This is a genomic window from Streptomyces sp. SCL15-4 (assembly GCF_033366695.1).
Taxonomy (GTDB): Bacteria; Actinomycetota; Actinomycetes; order Streptomycetales; family Streptomycetaceae; genus Streptomyces.
This window is the reverse complement of record NZ_JAOBTQ010000001.1, coordinates 3,042,485-3,066,623: the sequence shown is the minus strand read 5'-3', so window position 1 is coordinate 3,066,623 and position 24,139 is coordinate 3,042,485. Positions and strand designations below refer to the sequence as shown.

Sequence of the window (24,139 nt, the reverse complement as noted above, 5' to 3'; positions counted from 1 at the left end):
CCACACTCCCCGATTGCCGTCCTAGGCTCCGAGCCCTGGACAGGCACGGTAGGGGAGGGGCGTGATGGACGCGGTACCGGCGAGGGCACGCGGCTATGTGGCCGCCGTCGCCCTGCTGGGCGCCCTCTGCCTGTCCCGCCCGCCGGACACCCCCGGCGCCTGGGCGGCACCCGTCCTGCTCGCCGCACTCTACGCGGCCTGCGAGCACGCCGTGCACCGGCGCATCGGCGGCACCTTCTACCCGGTGCTGCTCGCCGGAGCGTTCCTGCTGCCGGCGTCGGCCGCCGCGCTGGTCCCGGTGCCCGCCGCCCTGCTCCGCCCGGCCGGCCGCCGCCCGGCCCTGCCCCGGCACGTGTGGCGGGCCGCACGGCCCGCGCTCGCCGTGTGGTCCGCCGCCCGGGTGCACGAGGCGCTCGGCGGCCGGGACGCCGTGGCCGGCTCCGACTTCCCGTACGCGCTGCTGCCGGCCGGCGCGGCCGTGCTCGCCTTCTGCCTGGTGCTCACCGCGCTCGACGGCGGCCTGTGCTCGGCCGCCGGCCTGGTGCCGCCGTGCCGGACCTGGCGCGGCCTGCTGGCCCGCTCCCTCGCCCCCGTCGCGGTGCACGGGCTGGCGGGCCTGATGATGGCCGTGCTGTGGCGCAGCCCCTACGGACCGGTGTCCGCGCTGCTGGTGCTGCTGCCGATGTGCGTCTCCTGGTGGGTGTTCGCCCAGTACCACCGCGAGCGCGCCGCCCACCAGGCCACCATCCGCGCCCTCGTCCAGGCCGTCGACATCAAGGACGGCTACACCCGCGGCCACAGCGAACGCGTCGGACAGGCCTCCGTGCTGATCGCCCGCGAACTCGGCCTGGACGACGACCGGGTGGAGGTGCTGCGCTTCGCGGGCATCCTGCACGACGTCGGCAAGCTGGGCGTGCCCACCCGGCTGCTGCGCAAGGACGGGCCGCTCACCCCCGAGGAACGCCGGATCATCGAGCTGCACCCCGAGTACGGCCACGAGATGGTCCGCGGGATCTCCTTCCTCGGCGAGGCCCGCACGGCCATCCTCCACCACCACGAACGGCTCGACGGCACCGGCTACCCCTACGGCCTGGCCGGCGACCGCATCCCCGAGTGCGCCCGGATCGTCGCCGTCGCGGACGCCTTCGACGCCATGACCTCCACCCGCTGCTACAGCCGGGCCCGGCCGGTCGAGGCCGCCGTCGCCGAGCTGGAGCGCTGCGCCGGCGCGCACTTCGACCCCCGTATGGTGCGCGCGCTGGTCCGCGCGCTGCGCCGCGAGGGCTGGCGCCCGGCGGTCACCGCCGACGAACCGGCCCACGGCACCGCGCCCGCCGAGCGGGCCCCGCGCACCGGGGCGCACCGGTGACCGTGCTGCGGCTCGTCCACACCGCCGCAGCCCTCGTCGCGGCCGGCTCCCTCGCCGGCACCCTGTGGACCGGCCTGGCCGACCGCGGTGACGCGCTCGCCTTCGGGCTGCTCATCGCCGTCGGCGAGCTGTCCCGGTGGAGCGACGACCGGGCCCGCCAGGCCGCGCCCCTCGGCGCCGCCGGCTCGCTGTCGTACGCCCTGCTGGGCGCCGTCGCCGGGCGGCCCAGCCAGCACGACGCCGCCCAGGTCGTCACGGTCGTCCTCGTCGCCGCGCTGCTCGGCGCCGTCCCGCGCATCTGGTCCGGCCGCGCCTCCACGGCCGACCACCTGGCCCGCCGGATCCTCACCGTCGGCTTCGCCGCCCTGTGCTTCCAACCGCTGTACAACCAGGGCGTCTTCACCGCCTGGTGCGGGCCCGCCTACGCCCTGCTGCTGCTCACCCTGCTGGCCCTGACCTCCCTGTGCGGTGCCGTGCTGGCCGCCGCGCTGGCCCACTGCCGCACCGGCTGGCCGTTCGGCCCGCTGCTGCGGGAGGAGGTGCGCGGGCTGGCCGGCATCGGCTCCGCCGTCGTCGCGACCGGCGCGGTGATGGCGCTCGCGGTCGCCGTCGCCGGGCTGTGGGCGCTGCCCGTGTTCTGCCTGCCGCTGCTGCTCGTCCAGCTGTCCGTGCGCCGGTACGCGGCCGTCCGCGCCACCTACCGGCAGACCATCGCCTCGCTGGCCCGCGCCACCGAGATCGCCGGCTGCACGCCCGCCGGGCACGCCCGCAGGGTGGCCGCGCTCAGCCTCGCCGTCGGCCGGGACCTCGGGCTGACCCGGCCGGAGCTGACCGTGCTGGAGTACGCGGCCCTGATGCACGACATCGGCCAGCTCAGCCTGGTCGACCCGGTCCCGGCCGGCGCCACCGCCGCCCTGCCCGCCGCCGAGCAGCGGCGCATCGCCCTGCTCGGCGGGGCCGTCGTCCGGCAGACCGGGGTGGACCCGGCCGTCGCGGTCGTCGTGGAACGGCAGGCCGACCCCTACCCCGAGCAGCCGCTCGCCGCCCGCATCGTCCGGGCCGTCAACGCCTACGAGGAGAAGAGCCGGGACGCCGGCCCCGAGGGCTCCTCGCGCGCGCTGGAGGAACTGCGGCTCGGCACCGCCCGGGATTACGCCCCGCAGGTTGTGGAGTCGCTCGCGCGGGTACTGGCCCAGCCCCAGGCGGCGCGGGAACGCGTGCCGGCGAGACGGCCGGGACGGTCTGACCCCGCGCCCGGCTGGGTAACCCATGGGTAATGAGCACCTTTCCCGCCGTACGTGGTTGGATGCGAGGGAGAGGGTGTCCGGGGGCACAAGCCAGCCCACAGCGGGAAATGGAACTGGCAGGCGGGAAACGTGAGGATCTTCGGCAAGGGACGGCACCGGCCCTCCGCCTCCTGGCGGCAGGCCACGGACCGCGCGTTCACACTCATCGGCGACGGCCGGTACGAGGACGCGGGCGAACTGCTGACACGCGCCGCCGATCTCGAACCCTGGCTGTCGGAGTCCTGGTTCAACCTCGCCCTGCTGCACAAGTTCCGGCACGACTGGGAACAGGCCCGCGCGGCCGGACTGCGCGCGGTCGCCCTGCTCGACCGGGACACCGGAGCGCCCGACTGGTGGAACGTCGGCATCGCCGCGACCGCCCTCCAGGACTGGCCGCTGGCCCGCCGCGCCTGGCAGGCGTACGGGCTGAAGGTGCCCGGGGGCTCCGCCGCCTCCGCCGAGCCGCTCGGCATGGAGCTGGGCAGCGCGGCGGTACGGCTGTCCCCGGAAGGCGAGGCCGAGGTCGTCTGGGGCCGCCGGCTGGACCCGGCCCGGCTGGAGGTGCTGTCCATCCCGCTGCCCTCGTCCGGGCGGCGCTGGGGCGAGGTCGTGCTGCACGACGGCGTCCCGCACGGCGAGCGCACCACCTCCACCGGGCACTCCTACCCGGTCTTCGACGAGATCGAGTTGTGGGCGCCGTCGCCGGTGCCCACCTGGGTGGTCCTGCTGGAGGCGGCCACCGAGGCCGACCGGGACGCGCTGGAGCAGCTGGCCGCCGACGCGGGGTTCGCCGCGGAGGACTGGTCGTCCTCGGTGCGGCTGCTGTGCCGGATGTGCAGCGAGTCCCGGATGCCCTCCGACGAGGGGGAGGGGGTGCACCTGGACCCGCACGACCACAGCGAGCCGGGGCATCCCGGGCCGCTGGGGCACCGGACGGACGGGCAGCTGTGGGTGCCCGAGCGGGAGTGCGGGCTGGCCGCGCCGGCCTCGCTGGTCCGGGGGCTGCTCGACGGATGGGTCGCCGACAGTCCGGATTCGCGTGACTGGCGGGATCTCGAAGAGGTGTGCTGAGGCGGGTCCGGCCGCGGCGCCGTCATGACCGGTCGCGCCGTTCCCCGCGCCCCTGAGGGGCGCGTACACGTAACCTGTAGCAGCAACATCTCCCCCTGTTCTTTGAGGAAGGCGTACGTCGGTCATGGCGCAGCAGGACACCGATCAGCAGCACGCGGGCGTGCTCCCCGTCGACGACGAGGGCTATGTCGTCGACACGGAGAACTGCGAGGAGCGCGAGCATGCCTGGCGTGAGCGCGGCACCTCGCGGCCGATCACGGTCGTCGGCAACCCGGTCCTGCACAAGGAGTGCCAGGACGTCACCGAGTTCGGCGAGGAGCTCCAGCAGCTGGTCGCCGACATGTTCGCGAGCCAGCGCACCGCCGAGGGCGTGGGCCTGGCCGCCAACCAGATCGGTGTCGACCGGAAGGTCTTCGTCTACGACTGCCAGGACGACGAGGGTGTCCGGCACGTCGGCGTGGTGTGCAACCCGAAGCTGGTCGACCTGCCCGCCGAGCGCCGCCGACTCGACGACAGCAACGAAGGCTGCCTGTCCGTTCCCACGGCGTACGCCGCGCTCGCGCGTCCCGACTACGCCGAGGTGACCGGCCAGGACGAGCGGGGCAACCCGATCAAGGTCCGGGGCACCGGCTACTTCGCGCGCTGCCTCCAGCACGAGACCGACCACCTCTACGGCTACCTGTACATCGACCGCCTCTCCAAGCGGGACCGCAAGGACGCGCTGCGGCAGATGGCCGAGAACGAGCCGCGCTACCCCGTGGTCGCCAACGACTGACCCCCCTCGGGTCCGCTGCGGCGCCCGGCCGGGATTCCTCCCGGCCGGGCGCCTTCGTGCTGCCGCCGTCCGCCCTCGTCCGCGCGTCGTGCGGCCGTTTCGTTCCACCGCCCCGGTGCCCGTCAATCAGTCAGACAAGGGGGCAGTCTCGCCACTTTGGGGTGGTGAGTAGAGCAAATCCGTTCCCACGGCGGTCACTTGTGGTGCTGAATGTAAGCACGGGGATACGCAACGGCGCACACTCGGCACAAGGGGAGAGGTGTGCGCTCCTGGCGGCTGAGAGGGGTTTGTTCTGTGCAAGCTTTCCCACACAGCACCACGGCGACGGCGACGGCGGCCGTAGTCCCACCGTCACTGGCACTCCCGGTGATCGAGTCCTCCTTTCCACGGCACCTGCACCCGTATTGGCCAAAGCTTCAGGAGAAGACGCGGCTGTGGCTGCTGGAAAAGCGGCTGATGCCGGCGGACAAGGTCGCGGAATATGCCGATGGACTGTGCTACACGGACCTCATGGCGGGCTACTACCTGGGTGCCCCGGACGAGGTCCTGCAGGCCATAGCCGACTACAGCGCCTGGTTCTTCGTCTGGGACGACCGCCACGACCGCGACATCGTCCACGGCCGGGCCGCCGACTGGCGGCGGCTGCGCCACCGGCTGCACGCGGCCCTGGACGCACCCCGGTCCCATCTGCACCACCCCGACCCCCTCGTGGCCGGCTTCGCGGAGAGCGTGCTGCGGCTGTACGGCTTCCTGTCGCACACCTGGAACCGGCGGTTCGCCCGGCACTTCCACGCCGTGATCGAGGCCTACGACCGCGAGTTCCGCAACCGCGCCGAGGGGCACATCCCCGCCGTCGAGGAGTATCTCGCGCTGCGCCGGCTCACCTTCGCCCACTGGATATGGACGGATCTGCTGGAACCCGCCGCCGGCTGTGAACTCCCGGAAGCCGTGCGGAAAAATCCCGTGTACCGCCGGGCGGCGCTGCTCAGCCAGGAATTCGCCGCCTGGTACAACGACCTCTGCTCACTGCCGAAGGAAATCGCCGGCGACGAGGTGCACAATCTCGGCATCAGCCTCGTCACCCATGCCGGGCTGACCCTCGAAGAAGCGGTGGACGACATCAGACGGCGCGTCGAGGAATGCGTCGGCGAATTCCTCGAAGCCGAGCGGAACGCCCTCGTACTGGCCCGGCAGATCGACGACGGTACGGCACGCGGCCGGAAACTGGGCAGCGCCGTCCGCAGCTGCGTCGGCAATATGCGCAACTGGTTCAGTTCCGTCTACTGGTTCCACCACGAGTCCGGCAGGTACATGGTCGACAGCTGGGACGACCGCGCCACGCCCCCGTACGTCACGAACGAAGCGGCAGGTGAGAAATGACCGTCGAGCCGGTGAAGCCCCGGACCCCCGCCACTTCCGGCACGCCCCCGCTCGCCGAACCACCCCTGGCCGGCGGAGCCCTGCCCGTCCTCGGGCACGGCCTGAGACTGGTCCGCGACCCGCTCGCCTTCATGTCCGCGCTGCGCGAGCACGGCGACGTCGTACGCCTGAAACTCGGTCCCAAGACGGTGTACGCCGTCACCACGCCGGCGCTCACCGGAGCCCTGGCCCTCAGCCCCGACTTCCACATCGCCGGCCCGCTGTGGGAATCCCTGGAGGGACTGCTCGGCAAGGAGGGCGTGGCCACCGCGAACGGGCCCCGGCACCGCCGGCAGCGGCGCACCGTCCAGCCCGCGTTCCGGCTCGACGCGATACCGGCCTACGGCGCGGTCATGGAGGAGGAGGCGCACGCCCTGACCGAGCGCTGGCAGCCCGGCCGGACCATCGACTGCACCTCCGAGTCCTTCCGCGTCGCCGTCCGCATCGCCGCCCGCTGCCTGCTGCGCGGCGACCACATGGACGAGCGCGCGGAACGGCTCAGCGCCGACCTCGCTACCGTCTTCCGCGGCATGTACCGCAGGATGGTGATCCCGCTCGGGCCGCTGTACCGGCTGCCGTTCCCGGCCAACCGCGCATTCAACCGGGCGCTGGCCGATCTGCATCTGCTGGTGGACGAGATCGTCGCCGAGCGCCGGGCGTCCGGGCAAAGGCCGGACGATTTGCTGACGGCATTGCTGGAGGCGAAGGACGACAATGGCGACCCCATCGGGGAACAGGAGATCCACGACCAGGTCGTCGCGATACTCACGCCCGGCAGCGAAACAGTGGCCTCCACGATCATGTGGCTGCTCCAGGTCCTCGCCGAACACCCGGAACACGCGGAGAAGGTACGGACCGAGGTCGAATCCGTGACCGGTGGCCGACCGGTCGGATTCGAGCATGTCCGCTCCCTCACGCACACCAACAATGTCGTCGTCGAGGCCATGCGGCTGCGGCCCGCCGTGTGGATTCTGACGCGGCGCGCGGTGACCGACACCGCACTCGGCGGCTATCGCATTCCGGCCGGTGCCGACATCGTCTACAGCCCGTACGCGATCCAGCGCGACGGCCGCTCCTACGCCCGCCACCTCGACTTCGACCCCGACCGCTGGCTGCCCGAGCGGGCCGCGGACGTGCCCAAGTACGCCATGAGCCCGTTCAGCGTGGGCAACCGCAAGTGTCCCAGCGACCACTTCTCCATGGCCCAGCTGAGCCTGATCACCGCGGCCGTCTCGGCGAAGTACCGCTTCGAGCCGGCCGCCGGGTCGGACGACACCACGCGCGTGGGCATCACGCTCCGCCCGCACAACCTGCTGCTGCGCGCGAGGCCCTGGTAGGCCGCCCGGTGCCGGCGCGCGCTCAGGCGGCCTCGGGGCCCCGGAACGCGCGCCGGTAGGCGTTCGGCGTGACACCCAGCGCCCGGACGAACTGATGGCGCAGCGCGGCGGCCGTACCGAACCCGGTGCGCCAGGCGATCGCGTCCATCGTCTCGTCCGTGCCCTCCAGCAACTCCTGGGCGAGCAGGACGCGTTGGCGCAGAATCCAGCGGTAGGGCGTGGTCCCCGTCTCCTGCCGGAAGCGCCGGGCGAAGGTGCGCGGCGCCATGTGGGCGCGGGCGGCGAGCTGTTCCACCGTGACCTCCTGGTCGAGGTGGGCCTCCATCCAGGCCAGCACCTCCCCGACCGTGTCGACCGGGGCCTTCGGCAGGGGCCGCTCGATGAACTGGGCCTGCCCGCCGTCCCGGTGCGGCGGCACCACCATCCGGCGGGCCAGCTTGTTGGCCACCTCCGGGCCCTGTTCCTTGCGCACCAGGTGCAGACAGGCGTCGATCCCGGCGGCGGTGCCGGCGGAGGTGATCACCGGGTCCTCGTCCACGTACAGCACGTCCGGCTCGACCCTGATCCCGGGATAGCGCCGGGCGAGCTGTTCGGCGTGGTGCCAGTGCACCGCGCACCGCCGGCCGTCCAGCAGACCCGCCGCGGCCAGCACGAACACCCCGGAGCAGACGCTGAGCACCCGGGTGCCCCGGTCGACCGCCCGGCGCAGCGCCGCGAGCAGCTCCTCCGGGTAGGCGCGTGCCGCGAAGCCCTCGCCGGCGGGTACGGCGATCAGGTCGGCCTCCTCCAGCCGTTCCAGGCCGTACGGCGTGGACACCGCGAACCCGCAAGGGGTGTCCAGGCCGGGGCCCTCCGCCGACGCGACGGCGAAGTCGTACACCGGCAGCCCGTCATCGCTGCGGTCGATGCCGAACACCTCGCACACGAGACCCAGTTCGAAGGGATGCACCCCGTTCAGCAGCACGGCGACCACGTTCTTCAGCATGCCGCCAGTCTGCACCGGCGGTGGCAGGAATTCGAGGGTCTACGGCCGTCCTGCCACTGCCGGTCAGGGGCGACCGGTACGACAGTGGTGTCCATGAACGGAAACCAGATCGAAGGCGTGATCGGACTCGGACTGACCCTCGGGATCCTGGTCCTGCTGGCCCTCCCGTCCCTGCTCGGGTTCCTGCGCGACAGGCGCGTCGACCGGCAGGTCAGGGAGGGCGGCAGGGACCGCGGAGCGGAGAGGGATCAGAAGTCCTCGTCGAGGTCGACGGTGCCCTCGACGGCGACCTGGTAGGCGGAGGGACGGCGTTCGAAGAAGTTGGTGAGTTCCTGGACGCCTTGGAGTTCCATGAAGGAGAAGGGGTTCTCGGAGCCGTAGACGGGGGCGAAGCCGAGGCGGGTGAGGCGCTGGTCGGCGACGCACTCGAGGTACTGGCGCATGGAGTCGGTGTTCATGCCGGGCAGGCCGTCGCCGCACAGGTCGCGGGCGAACTGGAGTTCGGCGGTGACGGCTTCCTCGAGCATGTCGGTGACCTGTTGCCGGAGCTGGTCGTCGAAGAGGTCGGGTTCTTCCTTGCGGACGGTGTCGACGACGTCGAAGGCGAAGCTCATGTGCATGGTCTCGTCGCGGAAGACCCAGTTGGTGCCGGTGGCGAGGCCGTGCAGGAGGCCGCGGCTGCGGAACCAGTAGACGTAGGCGAAGGCGCCGTAGAAGAAGAGTCCTTCGATGCAGGCGGCGAAGCAGATGAGGTTGAGCAGGAAGCGGCGCCGGTCGGCCTTGCTTTCCAGCCGGTCGATCTTTTCCACCTCGTCGATCCACTTGAAGCAGAACTCGGCCTTCTCGCGGATGGAGGGGATGTTCTCCACGGCGGCGAAGGCGGCGGCGCGGTCGTCGGGATCGGGGAGGTAGGTGTCCAGGAGGGTCAGGTAGAACTGGACGTGGACGGCCTCCTCGAACAGCTGACGGCTCAGATAGAGGCGTGCTTCGGGGGAGTTGATGTGTTTGTAGAGGGTGAGGACGAGGTTGTTGGCGACGATGGAGTCGCCGGTGGCGAAGAAGGCGACGAGGCGGCCGATGAGGTGGTGTTCCTCGGGGGTGAGCTTGGCGAGGTCCGCGACGTCGGAGTGGAGGTCGACCTCCTCGACGGTCCAGGTGTTCTTGATGGCGTCCCGGTAGCGCTCGTAGAAGTCGGGGTAGCGCATGGGGCGGAGAGTCAGCTCGAAGCCGGGGTCGAGCAGGCGGGTGTTGCGGGTCATTACTGGCAGGCCTCGCAGGACTCGGGGTTTTCCAGGGAACAGGCGACCGCTTCGGGGTCCGCGGCGGCCTGTGCGGGGAGGGTGGGCTGCGCCTGGGCGGCGCGGGCGATGCGTGTCGCGGGGCGCGAACGCAGGTAGTACGTGGTCTTCAGGCCCGACTTCCAGGCGTAGGCGTACATCGAGCTGAGCTTGCCGATGGTCGGCGTCTCCAGGAACAGGTTCAGCGACTGGGCCTGGTCGAGGTAGGGAGTGCGGGCGGCGGCCATGTCGATCAGGCCGCGCTGCGGGATCTCCCAGGCGGTGCGGTACAGGGCGCGGATCTCGTCGGGGATCCACTGGAAGTCCTGGACGGAGCCGTTGGCCTCGCGCAGGGCCTCGCGGGTGCGGGCGTCCCAGACGCCGAGGTCCTTCAGATCCCGCACCAGGTAGGAGTTGACCTGGAGGAACTCGCCGGACAGCGTCTCGCGCTTGAACAGGTTGGACACCTGCGGCTCGATGCACTCGTACACACCGGCGATCGAGGCGATGGTGGCCGTCGGCGCGATCGCCAGCAGCAGCGAGTTCCGCATGCCCGTCCTCGCGATGCGCTCACGAAGGGCGTCCCAGCGCTCGGGCCAGGTGAACTCGGTGTCGTAGTGGTCGGGGTGGAGGACGCCCTGGGCCGTGCGGGTCTTCTGCCAGGCGGGCAGCGGGCCGTTGCGTTCGGCGAGGTCGGCGGACGTCTCGTACGCGGCGAGCATGATCCGCTCGGCGATCCGCGTGGACAGCGCCTTGGCCTCGGCGGAGTCGAAGGGCAGCCGCAGCTTGAAGAAGACGTCCTGGAGACCCATCGCGCCGAGGCCGACCGGCCGCCACTTCGCGTTCGAGCGCCCTGCCTGCTCGGTGGGGTAGAAGTTGATGTCCACGACGCGGTCGAGGAAGGTCACGGCGGTGCGGACGGTGGCGTCCAGGCGGTCCCAGTCGATGCCGCCGTCGCGGACGAAGGCGCCGAGGTTGACGGAGCCGAGGTTGCAGACGGCCGTCTCGCCGTCGTTGGTGACTTCGAGGATCTCGGTGCAGAGGTTGGAGGAGTGGATGACGCTGCCGGGCTCGGCGGTCTGGTTGGCGGTGCGGTTGGCGGCGTCCTTGAAGGTCATCCAGCCGTTGCCGGTCTGGGCCAGGGTGCGCATCATCCGCCCGTACAGCTCGCGGGCGGGGAGGGTCTTCTTGGCGAGGCCGGCGGCTTCGGCCTTGCGGTAGGCGGTGTCGAAGTCGGTGCCCCACAGGTCGACGAGTTCGGGGACGTCGGCGGGGGAGAACAGGGACCACTGGGCGTCGGCGTTGACCCGGCGCATGAATTCGTCGGGGATCCAGTGGGCCAGGTTGAGGTTGTGGGTGCGGCGGGCGTCCTCGCCGGTGTTGTCGCGCAGTTCGAGGAATTCCTCGATGTCGGAGTGCCAGGTCTCCAGGTAGACGGCGGCGGCGCCCTTGCGCCGGCCGCCCTGGTTCACCGCGGCGACCGAGGCGTCCAGGGTCTTCAGGAACGGCACGATCCCGTTGGAGTGCCCGTTCGTCCCCCGGATCAGCGAACCCCGCGAGCGGACCCGGGAGTACGACAGCCCGATGCCGCCGGCGTGCTTCGACAGCCGGGCCACCTGGTGGTAGCGGTCGTAGATGGAGTCCAGCTCGTCCAGGGGCGAGTCCAGCAGATAGCAGGACGACATCTGGGGGTGACGGGTGCCGGAGTTGAACAGGGTGGGGGAGGAGGGCAGGTAGTCCAGGCGGCTCATCAGGCCGTAGAGCGAGGCGACCTCGTCCACGGAGCGGACCGTGTCGTCCTCGGCCAGGCCGCTGGCCACGCGCAGCATGAAGTGCTGGGGCGTCTCGATGACCTTGCGGGTGATCGGGTGACGCAGCAGATAACGGCTGTGCAGGGTGCGCAGGCCGAAGTAGCCGAAGCGGTCGTCGGCGCCCTCCGCCACGGCCGATTCCACCAGCGCGTCCAGCCGCTCGGCGTGGATGCGGACGAACGCGGCGGTGCGGTCGGCGACCAGGCCCTCGCGGTGGCCGACCGCGATCGACCCGGTGAAGGAGGTCACGTCCTGGGAGGCGGCCTCGGCCCGGATCGCGAGGGTGAGGAGCCGGGCGGCCAGCCTGGAGTAGGCGGGGTCCTCGGCGATCAGGCCGGCGGCGGCCTCCGTGGCCAGCTCGCGCAGTTCCGCCTCGTCGGCCCGCGCGGACCGGCCGCGCAGCGCGGCGGCGGCGACCCGCCCGGGGTCGGCGTCGGGCAGGTCGGCCGTCAGCTCGGACAAGGTCCGCAGCAGCGCGGCACCGGGACCGTCGGTCTCCGGTCCGCTGACCGGAGCCGGGTCTGCTGGCGCGATGGTCACGTGGGGGTCTCCCTCGCTCGGCACGGAGCCTGGCGGAGGGCAGCGGTGACCACGAGCGCGCACGGCGTCGCGTCCGCCGGCCCATTCCACGAGGCCCGGACGTCGGAACGCACCCGGACCGGACGGCCGGGTGGGCTGCCGGCAGGTCCTCGGACTGAACAGGCGCGCGGACACGCAAGTACACCGTTGCGGGACAGTTCCGGATTCGCACCGGATTCCCCTGCGACGACAGCGAGCACGAGCATACATCTAGTGCCGGGCTGCCTCATCACCCCCAGATGTTGTGTCGCCCCCGCTCCGGTGCGTCAACGCGCGGCCGGGGAGCGTGATGCCGGGGCGGCGGCGGGAGCGGTTGCGGGCGCCCGCCGGGGCCGGCGCGGGCGGCGCGACGGCGTGCCGGCCGGAGCGGGACACGGCGCCGGATCCGCCGGGCGGGTACGGCGACGGGCCGCCGGTGAGTGTGCTTCCGGCGGCCCGTCGCGCGGGGTGGACCCGGTGCCTCAGTGGCCGGCGCCGGCCGTGGCGGGCGGCAGCTCCACCTGGACTCCCGGGTCGCCGGAGTCCGCCGTGTAGTCCTCCGGCCTGGTCTCGTCGATGCCGTCCGGGGCCTTCACGGCCTTCAGGACGAACGTCAGGACCACGGTGACCAGGACGTTCAGCACGAACGCCGTCAGACCGATGTAGCCGATCTCACCGATGCCGGGGATCTCCTTCGCGGAGCCGCCGAAGTGCTTCTGCGTCGGCGAGGCCACCCCGTACGCCGCGACCGTGCCGTAGACCATGCCGACCGCCCAGCCGGCCAGCAGCGCCCAGCGGTGGAACCAGCGGGTGAACAGGCCGCCGACCAGCGCCGGGAACGTCTGGAGGATCCAGATGCCGCCCAGCAGCTGGAAGTTGATGGCGACGGTCTTGTCCATCGTGAGCACGAAGGCCAGGGCGCCGACCTTCACCAGCAGGGAGACCAGCTTGGAGACCTTGGTCTCCTCCGCGGCCGTCGCGTTCGGCTTGATGAAGTCCTTGTAGATGTTGCGGGTGAAGAGGTTGGCCGCCGCGATGGACATGATCGCCGCCGGGACCAGCGCCCCGATGCCGATCGCCGCGAACGCGATGCCCGTGAACCAGTCCGGGAACATGTCCTCGAACAGCTGCGGGATGGCCAGCTGGCCGTTGGAGACCTTCACTCCGGCCGCGATCGCCATGAAGCCCAGCAGCGCCAGCAGTCCCAGCATCAGGGAGTACAGCGGCAGGATCGTGGTGTTGCGGCGAATCACCTCACGGCTCCTGGACGACAGGGTCGCGGTGATCGAGTGCGGGTACATGAACAGCGCGAGCGCCGAGCCGAGCGCCAGCGTGGCGTACGTCCACTGGCCCGCCTCCGGCGGCGTCACCGCTCCGCGCGGCTTGCCGGTGGCCGGGTTGAGCTGGCCGAACGCATGGCCCGCCTTGGCGAAGATGTCGTCGAACCCGCCCAGCTTGATCGGGATGTAGATGATCGCCACCACGATGACGATGTAGATCAGCGTGTCCTTGACGAACGCGATCAGCGCGGGGGCGCGCAGGCCGGAGGAGTAGGTGTAGGCCGCCAGCACACCGAAGGCGATGAGCAGCGGCAGGTCCTTCACGAACCAGTTGGTGTTCTCGCCGCCGCCGACGCCCATCACGTCCAGCACCGCCTGGATGCCGACCAGCTGGAGCGCGATGTACGGCATCGTCGCCAGGATGCCGGTCACCGCCACCGCCAGCGACAGCCCCTTCGAGCCGAACCGGCCGCGCACGAAGTCGGAGGTGGTGACGTACCCGTGGCGGTGCGAGACCGACCACAGGCGGGGCAGGAAGGTGAAGATCATCGGGTACACGAGGATCGTGTACGGCACCGCGAAGAAGCCGGACGCGCCCGCCGCGTAGATCGCCGCCGGCACGGCGACGAAGGTGTACGCCGTGTACAGGTCACCGCCGAGCAGGAACCAGGTGATCCAGGTACCGAACGACCGTCCGCCCAGGCCCCATTCGTCCAGGGAGTGCTCGTTCTCGGCCCTGCGCCAGCGCGCGGCCAGGAAGCCCATGACCGTGACGGCCAGGAAGAAGAAGATGAAGACGCCGAGCGCGACTCCGTTGACACCGTCCTTCACTTCGCCGCACCCCCGTTCGCTTCCTTGCGGGCGCGCTGGTCACGCTGCCAGAGCTTGTACGCCAGCATGGTGAGCGCGGTGGAGATCAGCACCCAGAGCATCTGGTACCAGTAGAAGAACGGCACCCCGATGAGCGTGGGGTCGGTCTTGGCGTACGAGCCGACCCACAGCATCGCCACGAAGGGCGCGACGAGACACAGGGCGATGACCACCCTGCCCGGTGTCACCACCGGTGGTCTCACTTCAGGCGTTTCGGACATGCCACGGCTCCGTCCCCTTGCTGATCACCTGTGTAATGAGCAGGAAATCTAGGTGACGGGGTCATGGCAGCGGAAGCCCTCGTCCGCATATCGGTATATCGATTCAGCGAACGCGTACCGCCGTTGCCCGGCGGTTACTCCGTCGGCCGCTTCAGCCGGGCGACGAACTTGTACCGGTCCCCGCGGTAGACCGACCGCACCCACTCCACCGGCTTGCCCTCGAGGTCCAGCGAGTGGCGGGAGAGCATCAGCATCGGCAGGCCCACGTCGGTGCCGAGCAGACCCGCCTCGCGGGGAGTGGCCAGGGAGGTCTCGATGGTCTCCTCGGCCTCGGCGAGGTGGACGTCGTAGACCTCGGCGAGCGCGGTGTACAGCGAGGTGTACTTCACCAGCGAGCGCCGCAGCGCCGGGAAGCGCTTGGCCGACAGATGAGTGGTCTCGATCGCCATCGGCTCGCCGTTGGCCATGCGCAGCCGCTCGATGCGCAGCACACGGCCGCCGGTGGTGATGTCGAGCAGCTCGGCCAGCCGGTCGTCGGCGGTGATGTACCCGATGTCCAGCAGCTGCGAGGTCGGCTCCAGGCCCTGGGCCCGCATGTCCTCGGTGTAGGAGGTGAGCTGGAGCGCCTGGGAGACCTTGGGCTTGGCGACGAAGGTGCCCTTGCCCTGGATGCGTTCGAGCCGGCCCTCCACGACCAGTTCCTGCAAGGCCTGGCGCACGGTGGTCCGGGAGGTGTCGAACTCGGCGGCCAGCGTGCGTTCGGGCGGGACCGGCGTGCCCGGCGCCTGCGTCTGCGTCATGTCGAGCAGATGCTTCTTCAAGCGGTAGTACTTGGGCACGCGCGCGGTACGGGTGATGCCTGCCTCGTTCTCCGCACTGCTGACGTCGGTGCTCATGCTCTGCCTTCCCGGCTCCGGATGCCGAAAGCGACCGACATCCCATCGGCCACGGCTCACATCGTGGCACGGGTTGCCGTACCGGCACTCCACCCGCACGCTCCGTGATCCCCTCTGTATACCGCCGCACCCGCTGTTGGTCTAGTCCATCGACCCTCGGGGAGCCGCGCGGCCGGCGGCCGGAGCGGGGGCCCGGCCGGAGCCCGTCCGGCCCGCCGCCCGGCCCCCGGTCGGTGATCCCGGTCAGATCCCCTGCCACTCCGGCTTGTTGGCGTAGGTGTGGCGGAAGTAGCCGGCCAGCTTCAGCTTGGACGCGGCGGCCTCGTCGACGACCACCGTGGCGTGGGGATGGAGCTGGAGCGCGGAGGCGGGACAGACCGCGGCGACCGGGCCCTCTACGGTCGCCGCGACCGCGTCCGCCTTGCCCTCGCCGGTCGCCAGCAGCACCAGGTGCCGGGCCTCCAGGATCGTGCCGATGCCCTGGGTGATGACGTGGTGCGGGACCTGCTCGATGTCACCGTCGAAGAAACGCGCGTTGTCGATCCGGGTCTGCTCGGTCAGTGTCTTGATCCGGGTGCGCGAGGCGAGCGAGGAGCAGGGCTCGTTGAACCCGATGTGCCCGTCGGTCCCGATGCCGAGCAGCTGGAGGTCCACCCCGCCGGCCTCGGCGAGCGCCCGGTCGTACGCCTCGCACGCCGCCTGGACGTCCTCCGCCGTGCCGTCCGGCCCCATGAACGCGTCCATCCCTATGCCCAGCGGCTCCAGCACCTCGCGGCGCAGCACCGAGCGGTAGGACTCGGGATGGTCCGCGGGCAGCCCCACGTACTCGTCGAGCTGCGCGATCCGCGCCCGGGAGGCATCCACGGCGCCGGAGCGCACCTTGGCGGTCAGCGCCTGGTAGATGGGCAGCGGAGTGGAGCCGGTGGCCACGCCGAGCAGGGCGTCGGGCTTGCGTCGCAGCAGCTGGGCCATGGCCTCGGCGATCAGCTCGCCGCCCGCCGCGGCGTCCGGAACGATGACAACTTCCACGCTGGGCCTGCCGTTCTGAAGTGGGCTCTGTGCTCTCTATGTGGTTTAGACCAATCTAACAGAGGCGGGTCCCGAGGCGCGGGAAGAAACGGGGAAGGTCCGGGAAACTCTCAGGTGAGCGAACCTCCCGTCGCGTCCAGCCAGTGACCGGTCACCCAGCGCCCGTCCTCCGAGACCAGGAAGGCCACGACATCGGCGACGTCCGCCGGTGTTCCCACCCGTCCCAGCGCCGACAGCGCGGCGGCCTGGGCCAGACCGTCCTCCGTGCCGTACAGGAGGTCGGCGGTGTTGTCGGTGTCGATGATCCCGGGTGCCACCGAGTTCACCGTGATCCCGCGCGGGCCGAGCAGCTTGGACAGGTCCCGGGTGAAGACGTCCAGCGCCGCCTTGGTCATCGAGTAGGCGATGAGGTGGGGCATCGCGGCGGTCCGCGCCAGGCCGGACGATATGTTCACCACCCGCCCGCCGTCGCGCAGCCGGTCCGCGCCGAGCCGGGTCAGGAAGAACGGGGCCTTCACGTTCACCGCGAACAGCCGGTCGTACTCCTCCTGCTCGATCTCGCCGAAGGGGCGCGCGGTGCCGATGCCCGCGTTGTGCACGAGGATGTCCAGCCCGTCCGCGTGCCGGTCGAACTCCTCCCACAGCCGCTCCGCGTCCCTGGGCGTGCCCAGCTCCACGCCGATCGCGAACGCCGAGCCGCCCGCCGCCTCGATCGCGGCCACCGTCTCCTCGGCCGCCTTCGCGTTGGTGCCGTAGTGCACCGCCACCCGCGCCCCGTCGCGTCCCAGCCGCTCGGCGATGCCCCGCCCGATACCCCGGCTCGCCCCCGTGACCAGTGCCGTCTTCCCCGTCAGCGCGCCCATGACCGCCTCTCCTGATTTGTATAGTGGTCGTTACAGAAAGACCGTACACCACCTCGCCGCCAATTTTCTAGGGCTCGCTATAAAATGAGGGCATGGTGATGGGGCAGGACACACAGGGCAAGAGCGGCGGCGCGGGCCGGACGCGGGGCCGGCCGCGCTCCTTCGACCGGGCCACGGCGCTGGAGAAGGCGCTGATGGCCTTCTGGGAGCACGGGTACGAGGCCACCTCGGTCTCCGACCTCACCCGCGCCATGGGCATCGGCGCCCCCAGCCTGTACGCGGCCTTCGGCGACAAGCAGACCCTCTTCGACGAGGTCGTCCGCGTCTACGCCGGCACCCACGGCGCCTTCGCCGACCGCGCCCTCGCCGAGGAGCCCACGGCCCGCGAGGGCATCGCGCGCGTGCTCCGCGAGGCCGCCGCCGAGTACACCGACCCGGCCCACCCCCACGGCTGCATGGTCGTCCACGCCGCCACCAACTGCACCAACCCCGAGGTGGAGGCGCTGCTGCGCGAGCGGCGCAACGCGAACATCGCCGCACTGGAGGCCCGGATCCGGGCGGACGTCGCGGCCGGACTGCTGCCGGCCGGCACCGACACCGCCGCCCTCGCCCGGCATGCCGGCGCCATGCTCCAGGGCATGTCCCAGCAGGCCCGCGACGGCGCACGCCGGGAGGAACTGGAGGCACTCGCGGAAATTGCGATGGCCATCTGGCCCCACGACTGACCCGGGCGGGCTAGGCTGCGTGGCATCGCGTGCCATCAGCCGCCGAGGCATGGGACGCCTTCCACACCATGGACACGCCGTCGTGGTCCAGTCCAGAATCGAACAACAAGCCTCCGTCTTCCCCGCACAGGAAGGCGGACCGAGGATCCGGTGCTCTCTGCCCTGACTGCCCCGGCTCCTCGACCTTCGGCCGACCGGGACCGCACACCCCACGGCCGTTGATGCTCCGGGCTGCGGTGCCGGTGAGGGTTGAGGGTCCCTTCCAGGCGCCGCGGCCCGCGGGTGTTTTTTCCGGCCGTCGTCAGGCCCCGGGTACGCTCGCACACGTGCCCTCCATGAACGAACTCGTACGCCAGCACACCGCCCTGGACGACTCCGACCTCGAGTGGCTGCACCTGCTGGTCTCGGAGTGGCAGCTGCTCTCCGACCTCTCCTTCGCCGACCTGGTGCTCTGGGTCCCCACCCGGGACGGCACCCGGTACGTCTCGGTGGCCCAGATGCGGCCCAACACCGGCCCGACCTCGTACCAGGACGACATGGTCGGCCACCTGGTCCCGCGCGGCCGGCGGCCCATGCTGGACGCGGCGCTGGACGAGGGCCGGATCGTGCGCGAGGGCGATCCGGAGTGGCGGGAGGAGGTCCCCGTACGGGTCGAGTCCATCCCGGTACGGCGTGAGGGCCGCGTCCTCGGCGTGATCGCCCGGAACACCAACCTGCTCACCGTGCGCACCCCGAGCCGCCTGGAGCTGACCTACCTCCAGAGCGCCTCCGACCTCGCGCAGATGATCGCGGCCGGCGCCTTCCCGTTCCCCGGCCAGCAGGTCGACATGGACGCCTCCCCGCGCGTCGGCGACGGCCTGATCCGGCTGGACGCGGACGGCACCGTCCAGTACGCCTCCCCGAACGCCCTGTCCGCCTACCACCGGCTCGGCCTCGCCGCCGACCTGGTCGGTCACCACCTCGGGCAGACCACCGCCGAACTCGCTCCCACGCGCGGTCCCGTGGACGAGGCGCTGGCCAAGGTGGCCAGCGGCTGGGCGCCGCGCGAGTTCGAGATCGAGGCGCACGACGGTGTCATCCAGTTCCGGGCCATCCCGCTCAAGCCCAAGGGCACCCGCATCGGTTCGCTGGTGCTGCTCCGGGACGTGACCGAACTGCGGCGCCGTGAGCGTGAGTTGATCACCAAGGACGCCACCATCCGGGAGATCCACCACCGGGTGAAGAACAACCTCCAGACGGTCGCGGCCCTGCTGCGGCTCCAGGCCCGGCGCATCGAGTCCGAGCGCGGCCGGGAGGCCCTGGAGGAGGCGGTCCGCCGGGTCGGCTCCATCGCCATCGTGCACGAGACGCTGTCCCAGAACCTGGACGAGCGGGTGGAGTTCGACGACATCGCCGACCGGGTGCTGGCCATGGTCGCCGAGATCTCGCCGGGCAAGGTGACCGGACGGCGCACCGGGCGGTTCGGGATACTCGACGCCGAGGTCGCCACCCCGCTGTCCATGGTCCTCACCGAGGTCCTGCAGAACGCCCTGGAACACGGCTTCCGCGAGGGCGACACCGGCACGGTCGAGGTCTCCGCGGTGCGCGGAGGCACCACCAAGGAGGCCCGGCTGCTGGTCACCGTCCAGGACGACGGCGTCGGCCTGCCCGAGGGCTTCGATCCGCACCGCTCGGGAAACCTCGGTCTGCAGATCGTACGGACGCTGGTGGAGGGCGAGTTGGGCGGTTCCTTCGACATGGTGCCGGCGGCCGGGCGGGGGACCCGGGTGATCCTCGACCTTCCGGTGCGGGCCCAGAAGTAGGCACCTTCCTCGCCGGCGACGCCTCCGGCCGGCCAGGATCTTCGCCGGAGCCGGAGCCGGAGCCGGAGCCGGAGCCCGGCGCCGCGGGCTCGGCGCGGCGGGCTCGGCGCGACGGGTCCGGGCACAGCAAAAAGCCCCGGACCGCCATTGGTCCGAGGCTGATGCTCGTTGCTGCTCTGCTTGTATCGCTAAGCGCTCCGGGGGAACTGCGCGCTGCGGTTCGGGGGCGGGAGATGCGTACGTGCTGTGCGCGCCGCCAAGCTCAGGCTGTCAGCAGGGGTGGGTGTGTCAGGCGGAGGCCTGACGGGCCCGGTTGCGGGCGGCGCGGCGCTTCATGGCGCGGCGCTCGTCCTCGCTGAGACCACCCCAGACGCCGGAGTCCTGGCCGGACTCAAGCGCCCACTGCAGACACTGCTCGATCACCGGGCAGCGACGGCAGACGGCCTTGGCTTCCTCGATCTGCAGCAGCGCAGGACCGGTGTTGCCGATGGGGAAGAAGAGCTCGGGGTCTTCCTCGCGGCAAACGGCGTTGTGACGCCAGTCCATGGCTGCTACCTCTCCTTGGTATTACGTGCAGATTGCTTGTGAATGTGAACGCTTTCACGAATCCCCCAACAAGTGAAGGGCCGACCGCCGAGTTCACACCCGGCGTGGTCCTTGGTTTGAAGAGGGGTTCCGGTGATCAGTGGAGGCCGATGTTGCGGGCCGTCCCGATCGCCACGTAGAGACTCGCAAACCTCGGCGGCGGATACAACCCCTTCCGGAAAGTTTTTTTTGATTCCTCGGTGTCGACTAGGTCACAGCCGTACTTCCATGGGGTGGATCCTGGCCTAAACGTTCGAGTGAAAGGACTTTTGCCCGTTCCGCTCACACAATCACACGCAGTGCACGGCGTACGCCTGTGAACGTCACGCTCGTACGCAGCCCCAGGTGGTCACCGTCCATCTGGAGGGGCAGCGGCACCTTCGAATGCAAGGTGAACTGATCCAGATCATGGAGGGACAGCGCGTGCTTGCCGTGCGGTCCGCGCTCGGGGGACGAAGTGAGCAACTGGGTGCCATACCGGGCAACCGCGGCCGTCGACAGACGGCTGAGACCCAGCACGTCGATGCCGGTGTCGAACGACGCCTTGGGCGACGTGTACATGGGGCGGTTGCCGAGATACGTCCACGGCGACGTGTTCGAGACTATGGCGACGACGAGGTCCTCGACGGGATCCGCGCCGGGCCGTTCGAGGGTGATCGTGCCGTTCCGGCGATTCGGCTCGCCCAGGAACTGCCGGACCACCTGCCGGACGTAGAGGGCGTGCGTCGACTTCTTCCCGCGCTCGCGCTGCTGCTCGACCCGGCCCACCACGCCCGCGTCGAAGCCGAGCCCGGCGTTGAAGGTGAACCAGCGGGCCGGCACCGCCTCGTCCTCGGTGCCCGGCGGCCCCGAGGTCAGCCCGAGGCCGACGATCCGCTCGGTGCCGTCCCGCAGCGCGTCCAGCAGCGCGCCGGTGGCCTCGACGGGATCGTTGGGCAGGCCCAGGGCCCGGGCGAAGACGTTCGTGGACCCACCGGGGACGACGGCCAGACCCGGCAGGTGCTCGGGATCCGGGCCGGCGTGCAGGAGTCCGTTGACGACCTCGTTGACCGTGCCGTCGCCGCCGAGCGCCACCACTAGGTCGATGTCGTCGCTCTCCGCCGCCTGCCGGCCGAGATCGCGGGCGTGGCCGCGGTACTCGGTGGTGACCGCCTCCAGCTTCATCTCGCTCGCCAGTGCGTGGGTGAGCACATCACGTCTGCGTGCGCTTGTGGTGGTAGCCGCCGGATTGACCACGAGAAGTGCACGCATGCATGGCAGCGTACCTACTGGGGGGTATTGGGCCCAGACCGAGGTAGGGATCCGGTAAGAGGCGAGGGCGTGAGTCTGGCCACGCTCGCCGGGCGCGTCCCGCCGGGCGGCGGGCCGCTTCCGGGCCGCGACGGCTACCCTTCAGGGGTGAGCAGTCAGCAGAATCCCGCCCCCGCCACCGCCGAGACAGCCGCGACCGAGGGACCCCGTCCGCGCCGGCTGACGTACGCGGCGGTGCTGGCCGCGCTGGAGGGTGCCGCGCTGGTGGCCGGCGGCCTGTGGGTGCTCGTCCGCGGGGTCACCGGTGAACCGGACGACCGGCAGCAGGCCGTGACCCTCGGCATCACGCTGATCGTGCTCGCGCTGCTGCCGCTGCTCGCCGCGCGCGGGCTGCTGCTGCGGCGCGGCTGGAGCCGTGGACCCGCGGTGATCACCCAGCTCATGGCGCTCCCGGTGGCCTACAGCCTGGTCCAGGCCGACAGCATGGCGATCCCGGCCGGTGTCGCCCTCGCCGCGGTCGCCCTCGCCGCGCTGGTGCTCCTCGTCAACGGCGAGACGACCCGGGCCCTCGGGATCAAGGGGCCGGGCCGGACCGAGTAGGACCGGCCGGGAGGGGCGGTACGAGGCAGGGGTGTCCTGGCTCACTCCTCCACGAGGAGCTTCTCCCGCAACTGGGCCAGGGTGCGGGCCAGCAGCCGGGAGACGTGCATCTGGGAGATGCCGACCTCCTGCGCGATCTGCGACTGGGTCATGTTCCCGAAGAAGCGCAGCAGCAGGATCCGCTTCTCGCGCGGCGGCAGATCCTCCAAAAGCGGCTTGAGGGACTCGCGGTACTCCACACCCTCCAGCGCCTCGTCCTCCGCGCCCAGGGTGTCGGCGACGGCCGGCGACTCGTCGTCCGTGTCGGGGACGTCCAGGGACAGCGTGGAGTACGCGTTCGCCGACTCCAGGCCCTCCAGGACCTCCTCCTCCGAGATGGCCAGCTTCTCGGCCAGCTCGTGGACGGTCGGGGAGCGGCCGTGCAGCTGGGACAGCTCGGCCGTCGCGGTGGTCAGCGAGAGCCGCAGCTCCTGGAGCCGGCGCGGCACGCGGACCGCCCAGCCCTTGTCGCGGAAGTGCCGCTTGATCTCGCCGACGACGGTCGGGGTGGCGTACGTGGAGAACTCCACCCCGCGCTCGGGGTCGAACCGGTCGACGGACTTGATCAGACCGATCGTGGCGACCTGGGTGAGGTCGTCCAGCGGCTCGCCGCGGTTGCGGAAGCGGCGCGCCAGGTGCTCCACGAGCGGCAGGTGCATACGGACGAGCCGGTTGCGCAGCTCCGCGTACTGAGGGCTGCCGGCGGGCAGCGAGCGCAGCTCGACGAACAGCGCCCGCGCCCCGCTGCGGTCCTGGGCGTCGTGCTGTACGGCGCGCACGGCCTCCGCGTCCGGCGCGTCGTCCTTGGCGTATCCCTCGTGCTCGCTCATCGTCCCGCCCGTGCCCCTTCCCCGAGCCCTCGCCCCCGCGCGGACGGCGGACGCGGCGCCGTCGGGAGCCGTCGGCGGCGTGCCCTGTCCGGCAGCGTCACCGCCGGCCCGCGCGGAGCCGTCCTCCGGGTGGGGCCTGGCCTGCTCGGGGATGCCGTCGATGCCGTCCGCCATGCGCCGGGAACCGTCCCGGGGGTCCGCCCCGGAGGTCTCGGCGTCACCCGGCCGGGAGGCACCCCCGTCCCCGGTCGGCAGCTCCCGTGTGCCGCGCTCTTCGTCCCGCACCGGCCCGTCCCCGTTCCTCACGCCGGCCCGGGGCCGACGCCACGCTGTTTGTAGAGACTGATCGACACCGTCTTGTCCTCGTCCACGGCGGACGAGACCTTCCCCGCCAGGGCCGACAGCACGGTCCAGGCGAAGGTGTCCCGCGAGGGGGCGTGGCCGTCCGTGGTCGGCGCCGAGACCGTCACTTCCAGCGAGTCGTCGACCAGGCGGAAGACACAGCTGAGCACCGAGCCGGGCACGGCTTGCTGGAGCAGGATCGCGCAGGCCTCGTCCACGGCGATGCGCAGATCCTCGATTTCGTCCAGGGTGAAGTCCAAGCGGGCCGCCAGACCGGCCGTGGCCGTCCGCAGCACCGACAGGTAGGCACCCGCAGCCGGAAGCCGGACTTCCACGAAGTCCTGGTTCGCCGCGGGCTCGCCTGCGATCTGGGACACCCTCACCTCCATGGTGGTACAAGCTTTACGGGGCCGAGGGTCGCCCCCCGGGGTAACGCGTACGTGGTTCAAGCGGTGACGCTATCGCGCTCCGAACATTCCTGTCCCCGGGACCCCAACCCCCTGGTGTCACTCACAGTAAAGCTCCGGATACGCTCCGTGTCTAGAGGGTGAGTGGGCCCAAATGGGAAGAGCGCGCGCCGGATTGACGTACCCAGACGTCAGACGCTCGAACCGTCGTGCGGAAGCCGCCACAAGCAGTGTCACACGAGCGCCGGTCATACGAGCACGTGGTCGACGAAGCACCACCGCCAGTCCTCGCCGGGTTCGAAGGTCCGCATCACCGGATGACCGGTCCGCGCGTAGTGCTCCGTCGCGTGCCGTCCCGGCGAGGAGTCGCAGCAGCCGACGTGACCGCAGGTGAGGCACAGCCGGAGCTGCACCGGGTGGGTGCCGTCCCGCAGGCACTCCGGGCAGGTCCCGGCGAGCGGCTCCGGTTCCGGGTGCGGCAGCGCGTCGGCGTGCGTGCACTGTTTCATGA

The 24,139-nt window shown here is 71.1% G+C and carries 23 protein-coding genes and 1 riboswitch; of the genes, 10 read left to right on the top strand and 13 right to left on the bottom strand.

The window, feature by feature from the left end; all coding sequences use genetic code 11:
* The first annotated feature begins 64 nt into the window (after window positions 1-64).
* From SCK26_RS13080 to SCK26_RS13055, 6 genes are all read left to right on the top strand, one after another.
* Entirely contained in the window at window positions 65-1,369 is a 1,305-nt protein-coding gene (locus SCK26_RS13080; RefSeq protein WP_318201475.1) for an HD-GYP domain-containing protein, read from the top strand.
* Window positions 1,366-2,646: an HD-GYP domain-containing protein gene (locus tag SCK26_RS13075; protein WP_318201474.1), complete on the top strand. Its 1,281-nt coding sequence runs from the start codon at window positions 1,366-1,368 to the stop codon at window positions 2,644-2,646. Before SCK26_RS13080 ends, SCK26_RS13075 begins: the two co-directional genes overlap by 4 nt.
* 99 nt (window positions 2,647-2,745) lie before the next feature.
* On the top strand, window positions 2,746-3,726 hold the full coding sequence (locus SCK26_RS13070) for a hypothetical protein (protein WP_318201473.1): 981 nt from the start codon (window positions 2,746-2,748) through the stop codon (window positions 3,724-3,726).
* 124 nt (window positions 3,727-3,850) lie between these two features.
* Window positions 3,851-4,501 (top strand): peptide deformylase, encoded by a 651-nt coding sequence (def, locus tag SCK26_RS13065; protein ID WP_318201472.1) that lies wholly within the window; start codon window positions 3,851-3,853, stop codon window positions 4,499-4,501.
* A 294-nt stretch (window positions 4,502-4,795) separates the two neighbouring features.
* Window positions 4,796-5,881: an epi-isozizaene synthase gene (gene cyc1 / locus SCK26_RS13060; protein WP_318201471.1), complete on the top strand. Its 1,086-nt coding sequence runs from the start codon at window positions 4,796-4,798 to the stop codon at window positions 5,879-5,881.
* On the top strand, window positions 5,878-7,257 hold the full coding sequence (locus tag SCK26_RS13055; RefSeq protein WP_318201470.1) for a cytochrome P450: 1,380 nt from the start codon (window positions 5,878-5,880) through the stop codon (window positions 7,255-7,257). The genes cyc1 and SCK26_RS13055 overlap by 4 nt, the downstream gene beginning before the upstream one ends.
* A 22-nt stretch (window positions 7,258-7,279) precedes the next feature.
* On the opposite strand, the gene SCK26_RS13050 is transcribed toward SCK26_RS13055, so the two are convergent.
* Window positions 7,280-8,242, bottom strand: coding sequence for a GlxA family transcriptional regulator (locus SCK26_RS13050; protein WP_318201469.1), 963 nt, complete (start codon window positions 8,240-8,242; stop codon window positions 7,280-7,282).
* Window positions 8,243-8,335: 93 nt separating this feature from the next.
* Between SCK26_RS13050 and SCK26_RS13045 the strand changes: the two genes are divergently transcribed.
* A complete protein-coding gene (locus SCK26_RS13045; protein ID WP_318201468.1) occupies window positions 8,336-8,539 on the top strand; it encodes a hypothetical protein in 204 nt (67 codons plus the stop codon).
* Here the strand turns inward: SCK26_RS13045 and SCK26_RS13040 are convergent.
* The 7 genes from SCK26_RS13040 to SCK26_RS13010 form a co-directional block, all read right to left on the bottom strand.
* Complete coding sequence (locus SCK26_RS13040; RefSeq protein WP_318201467.1) at window positions 8,491-9,501, bottom strand: ribonucleotide-diphosphate reductase subunit beta; 1,011 nt, start codon at window positions 9,499-9,501, stop codon at window positions 8,491-8,493. The genes SCK26_RS13045 and SCK26_RS13040 overlap by 49 nt on opposite strands.
* On the bottom strand, window positions 9,501-11,870 hold the full coding sequence (locus tag SCK26_RS13035; RefSeq protein ID WP_318201466.1) for a ribonucleoside-diphosphate reductase subunit alpha: 2,370 nt from the start codon (window positions 11,868-11,870) through the stop codon (window positions 9,501-9,503). Before SCK26_RS13035 ends, SCK26_RS13040 begins: the two co-directional genes overlap by 1 nt.
* Before the next feature lie 122 nt (window positions 11,871-11,992).
* Window positions 11,993-12,128, bottom strand: a riboswitch (cobalamin riboswitch).
* A gap of 242 nt (window positions 12,129-12,370) precedes the next feature.
* Window positions 12,371-13,999 carry a monocarboxylate uptake permease MctP gene (mctP, locus tag SCK26_RS13030; RefSeq protein WP_318201465.1) on the bottom strand — a complete coding sequence of 543 codons (1,629 nt, stop codon included), beginning with the start codon at window positions 13,997-13,999 and terminating at the stop codon, window positions 12,371-12,373.
* Window positions 13,996-14,259 (bottom strand): DUF3311 domain-containing protein, encoded by a 264-nt coding sequence (locus SCK26_RS13025; RefSeq protein WP_318201464.1) that lies wholly within the window; start codon window positions 14,257-14,259, stop codon window positions 13,996-13,998. Before SCK26_RS13025 ends, mctP begins: the two co-directional genes overlap by 4 nt.
* A gap of 134 nt (window positions 14,260-14,393) precedes the next feature.
* Window positions 14,394-15,155: a GntR family transcriptional regulator gene (locus tag SCK26_RS13020; protein ID WP_318201463.1), complete on the bottom strand. Its 762-nt coding sequence runs from the start codon at window positions 15,153-15,155 to the stop codon at window positions 14,394-14,396.
* A gap of 243 nt (window positions 15,156-15,398) precedes the next feature.
* Window positions 15,399-16,184, bottom strand: coding sequence for a glucosamine-6-phosphate deaminase (gene nagB, locus SCK26_RS13015; protein WP_318201462.1), 786 nt, complete (start codon window positions 16,182-16,184; stop codon window positions 15,399-15,401).
* A 110-nt stretch (window positions 16,185-16,294) separates the two neighbouring features.
* Complete coding sequence (locus tag SCK26_RS13010; RefSeq protein WP_318201461.1) at window positions 16,295-17,047, bottom strand: SDR family oxidoreductase; 753 nt, start codon at window positions 17,045-17,047, stop codon at window positions 16,295-16,297.
* A 92-nt stretch (window positions 17,048-17,139) separates the two neighbouring features.
* On the opposite strand from SCK26_RS13010, the gene SCK26_RS13005 reads away from it, so the two are divergent.
* Window positions 17,140-17,772 carry a TetR/AcrR family transcriptional regulator gene (locus SCK26_RS13005; RefSeq protein ID WP_318201460.1) on the top strand — a complete coding sequence of 211 codons (633 nt, stop codon included), beginning with the start codon at window positions 17,140-17,142 and terminating at the stop codon, window positions 17,770-17,772.
* 326 nt (window positions 17,773-18,098) lie between these two features.
* A complete protein-coding gene (locus SCK26_RS13000) occupies window positions 18,099-19,574 on the top strand; it encodes a sensor histidine kinase (protein WP_318201459.1) in 1,476 nt (491 codons plus the stop codon).
* Window positions 19,575-19,862: 288 nt separating this feature from the next.
* Here the strand turns inward: SCK26_RS13000 and SCK26_RS12995 are convergent, their stop codons facing one another.
* Together SCK26_RS12995 and SCK26_RS12990 are read right to left on the bottom strand one after the other, a co-directional pair.
* Complete coding sequence (locus tag SCK26_RS12995; RefSeq protein WP_003992873.1) at window positions 19,863-20,120, bottom strand: WhiB family transcriptional regulator; 258 nt, start codon at window positions 20,118-20,120, stop codon at window positions 19,863-19,865.
* A 321-nt stretch (window positions 20,121-20,441) separates the two neighbouring features.
* The gene (locus SCK26_RS12990; protein ID WP_318201458.1) at window positions 20,442-21,410 is read right to left on the bottom strand and encodes a diacylglycerol/lipid kinase family protein; all 969 of its coding nucleotides are present in this window, start codon (window positions 21,408-21,410) and stop codon (window positions 20,442-20,444) included.
* 147 nt (window positions 21,411-21,557) lie between these two features.
* Here SCK26_RS12990 and SCK26_RS12985 point away from each other — a divergent pair, with 147 nt between their 5' ends.
* Window positions 21,558-22,010 (top strand): hypothetical protein, encoded by a 453-nt coding sequence (locus SCK26_RS12985; protein ID WP_318201457.1) that lies wholly within the window; start codon window positions 21,558-21,560, stop codon window positions 22,008-22,010.
* A gap of 41 nt (window positions 22,011-22,051) precedes the next feature.
* Here SCK26_RS12985 and SCK26_RS12980 read toward each other — a convergent pair whose 3' ends face one another.
* The 3 genes from SCK26_RS12980 to SCK26_RS12970 all read right to left on the bottom strand — a co-directional run bounded on the left by SCK26_RS12980 (window position 22,052) and on the right by SCK26_RS12970 (window position 24,137).
* Window positions 22,052-23,164, bottom strand: a complete 1,113-nt coding sequence (locus SCK26_RS12980; RefSeq protein WP_318201456.1) for an RNA polymerase sigma factor SigF — start codon at window positions 23,162-23,164, stop codon at window positions 22,052-22,054.
* Window positions 23,165-23,181: 17 nt separating this feature from the next.
* Entirely contained in the window at window positions 23,182-23,598 is a 417-nt protein-coding gene (locus SCK26_RS12975; RefSeq protein WP_030609825.1) for an anti-sigma regulatory factor, read from the bottom strand.
* Between the two features lie 278 nt (window positions 23,599-23,876).
* Window positions 23,877-24,137, bottom strand: coding sequence for a UBP-type zinc finger domain-containing protein (locus SCK26_RS12970; protein ID WP_318201455.1), 261 nt, complete (start codon window positions 24,135-24,137; stop codon window positions 23,877-23,879).
* Between the last annotated feature and the right edge of the window lie 2 nt (window positions 24,138-24,139).

What these genes read in the sequence shown, in the direction of transcription:
- SCK26_RS12970 (WP_318201455.1), bottom strand. Translation starts at nt 24,137, where the DNA reads ATGAAACAGTGCACGCACGCCGACGCGCTGCCGCACCCGGAACCGGAG.
- def (WP_318201472.1), top strand. Translation starts at nt 3,851, where the DNA reads ATGGCGCAGCAGGACACCGATCAGCAGCACGCGGGCGTGCTCCCCGTC.
- SCK26_RS13080 (WP_318201475.1), top strand. Translation starts at nt 65, where the DNA reads ATGGACGCGGTACCGGCGAGGGCACGCGGCTATGTGGCCGCCGTCGCC.
- SCK26_RS13025 (WP_318201464.1), bottom strand. Translation starts at nt 14,259, where the DNA reads ATGTCCGAAACGCCTGAAGTGAGACCACCGGTGGTGACACCGGGCAGG.
- SCK26_RS13005 (WP_318201460.1), top strand. Translation starts at nt 17,140, where the DNA reads ATGGTGATGGGGCAGGACACACAGGGCAAGAGCGGCGGCGCGGGCCGG.
- SCK26_RS12995 (WP_003992873.1), bottom strand. Translation starts at nt 20,120, where the DNA reads ATGGACTGGCGTCACAACGCCGTTTGCCGCGAGGAAGACCCCGAGCTC.
- SCK26_RS13040 (WP_318201467.1), bottom strand. Translation starts at nt 9,501, where the DNA reads ATGACCCGCAACACCCGCCTGCTCGACCCCGGCTTCGAGCTGACTCTC.
- SCK26_RS13010 (WP_318201461.1), bottom strand. Translation starts at nt 17,047, where the DNA reads ATGGGCGCGCTGACGGGGAAGACGGCACTGGTCACGGGGGCGAGCCGG.
- SCK26_RS13055 (WP_318201470.1), top strand. Translation starts at nt 5,878, where the DNA reads ATGACCGTCGAGCCGGTGAAGCCCCGGACCCCCGCCACTTCCGGCACG.
- SCK26_RS13045 (WP_318201468.1), top strand. Translation starts at nt 8,336, where the DNA reads ATGAACGGAAACCAGATCGAAGGCGTGATCGGACTCGGACTGACCCTC.
- SCK26_RS13020 (WP_318201463.1), bottom strand. Translation starts at nt 15,155, where the DNA reads ATGAGCACCGACGTCAGCAGTGCGGAGAACGAGGCAGGCATCACCCGT.
- SCK26_RS12990 (WP_318201458.1), bottom strand. Translation starts at nt 21,410, where the DNA reads ATGCGTGCACTTCTCGTGGTCAATCCGGCGGCTACCACCACAAGCGCA.
- SCK26_RS13050 (WP_318201469.1), bottom strand. Translation starts at nt 8,242, where the DNA reads ATGCTGAAGAACGTGGTCGCCGTGCTGCTGAACGGGGTGCATCCCTTC.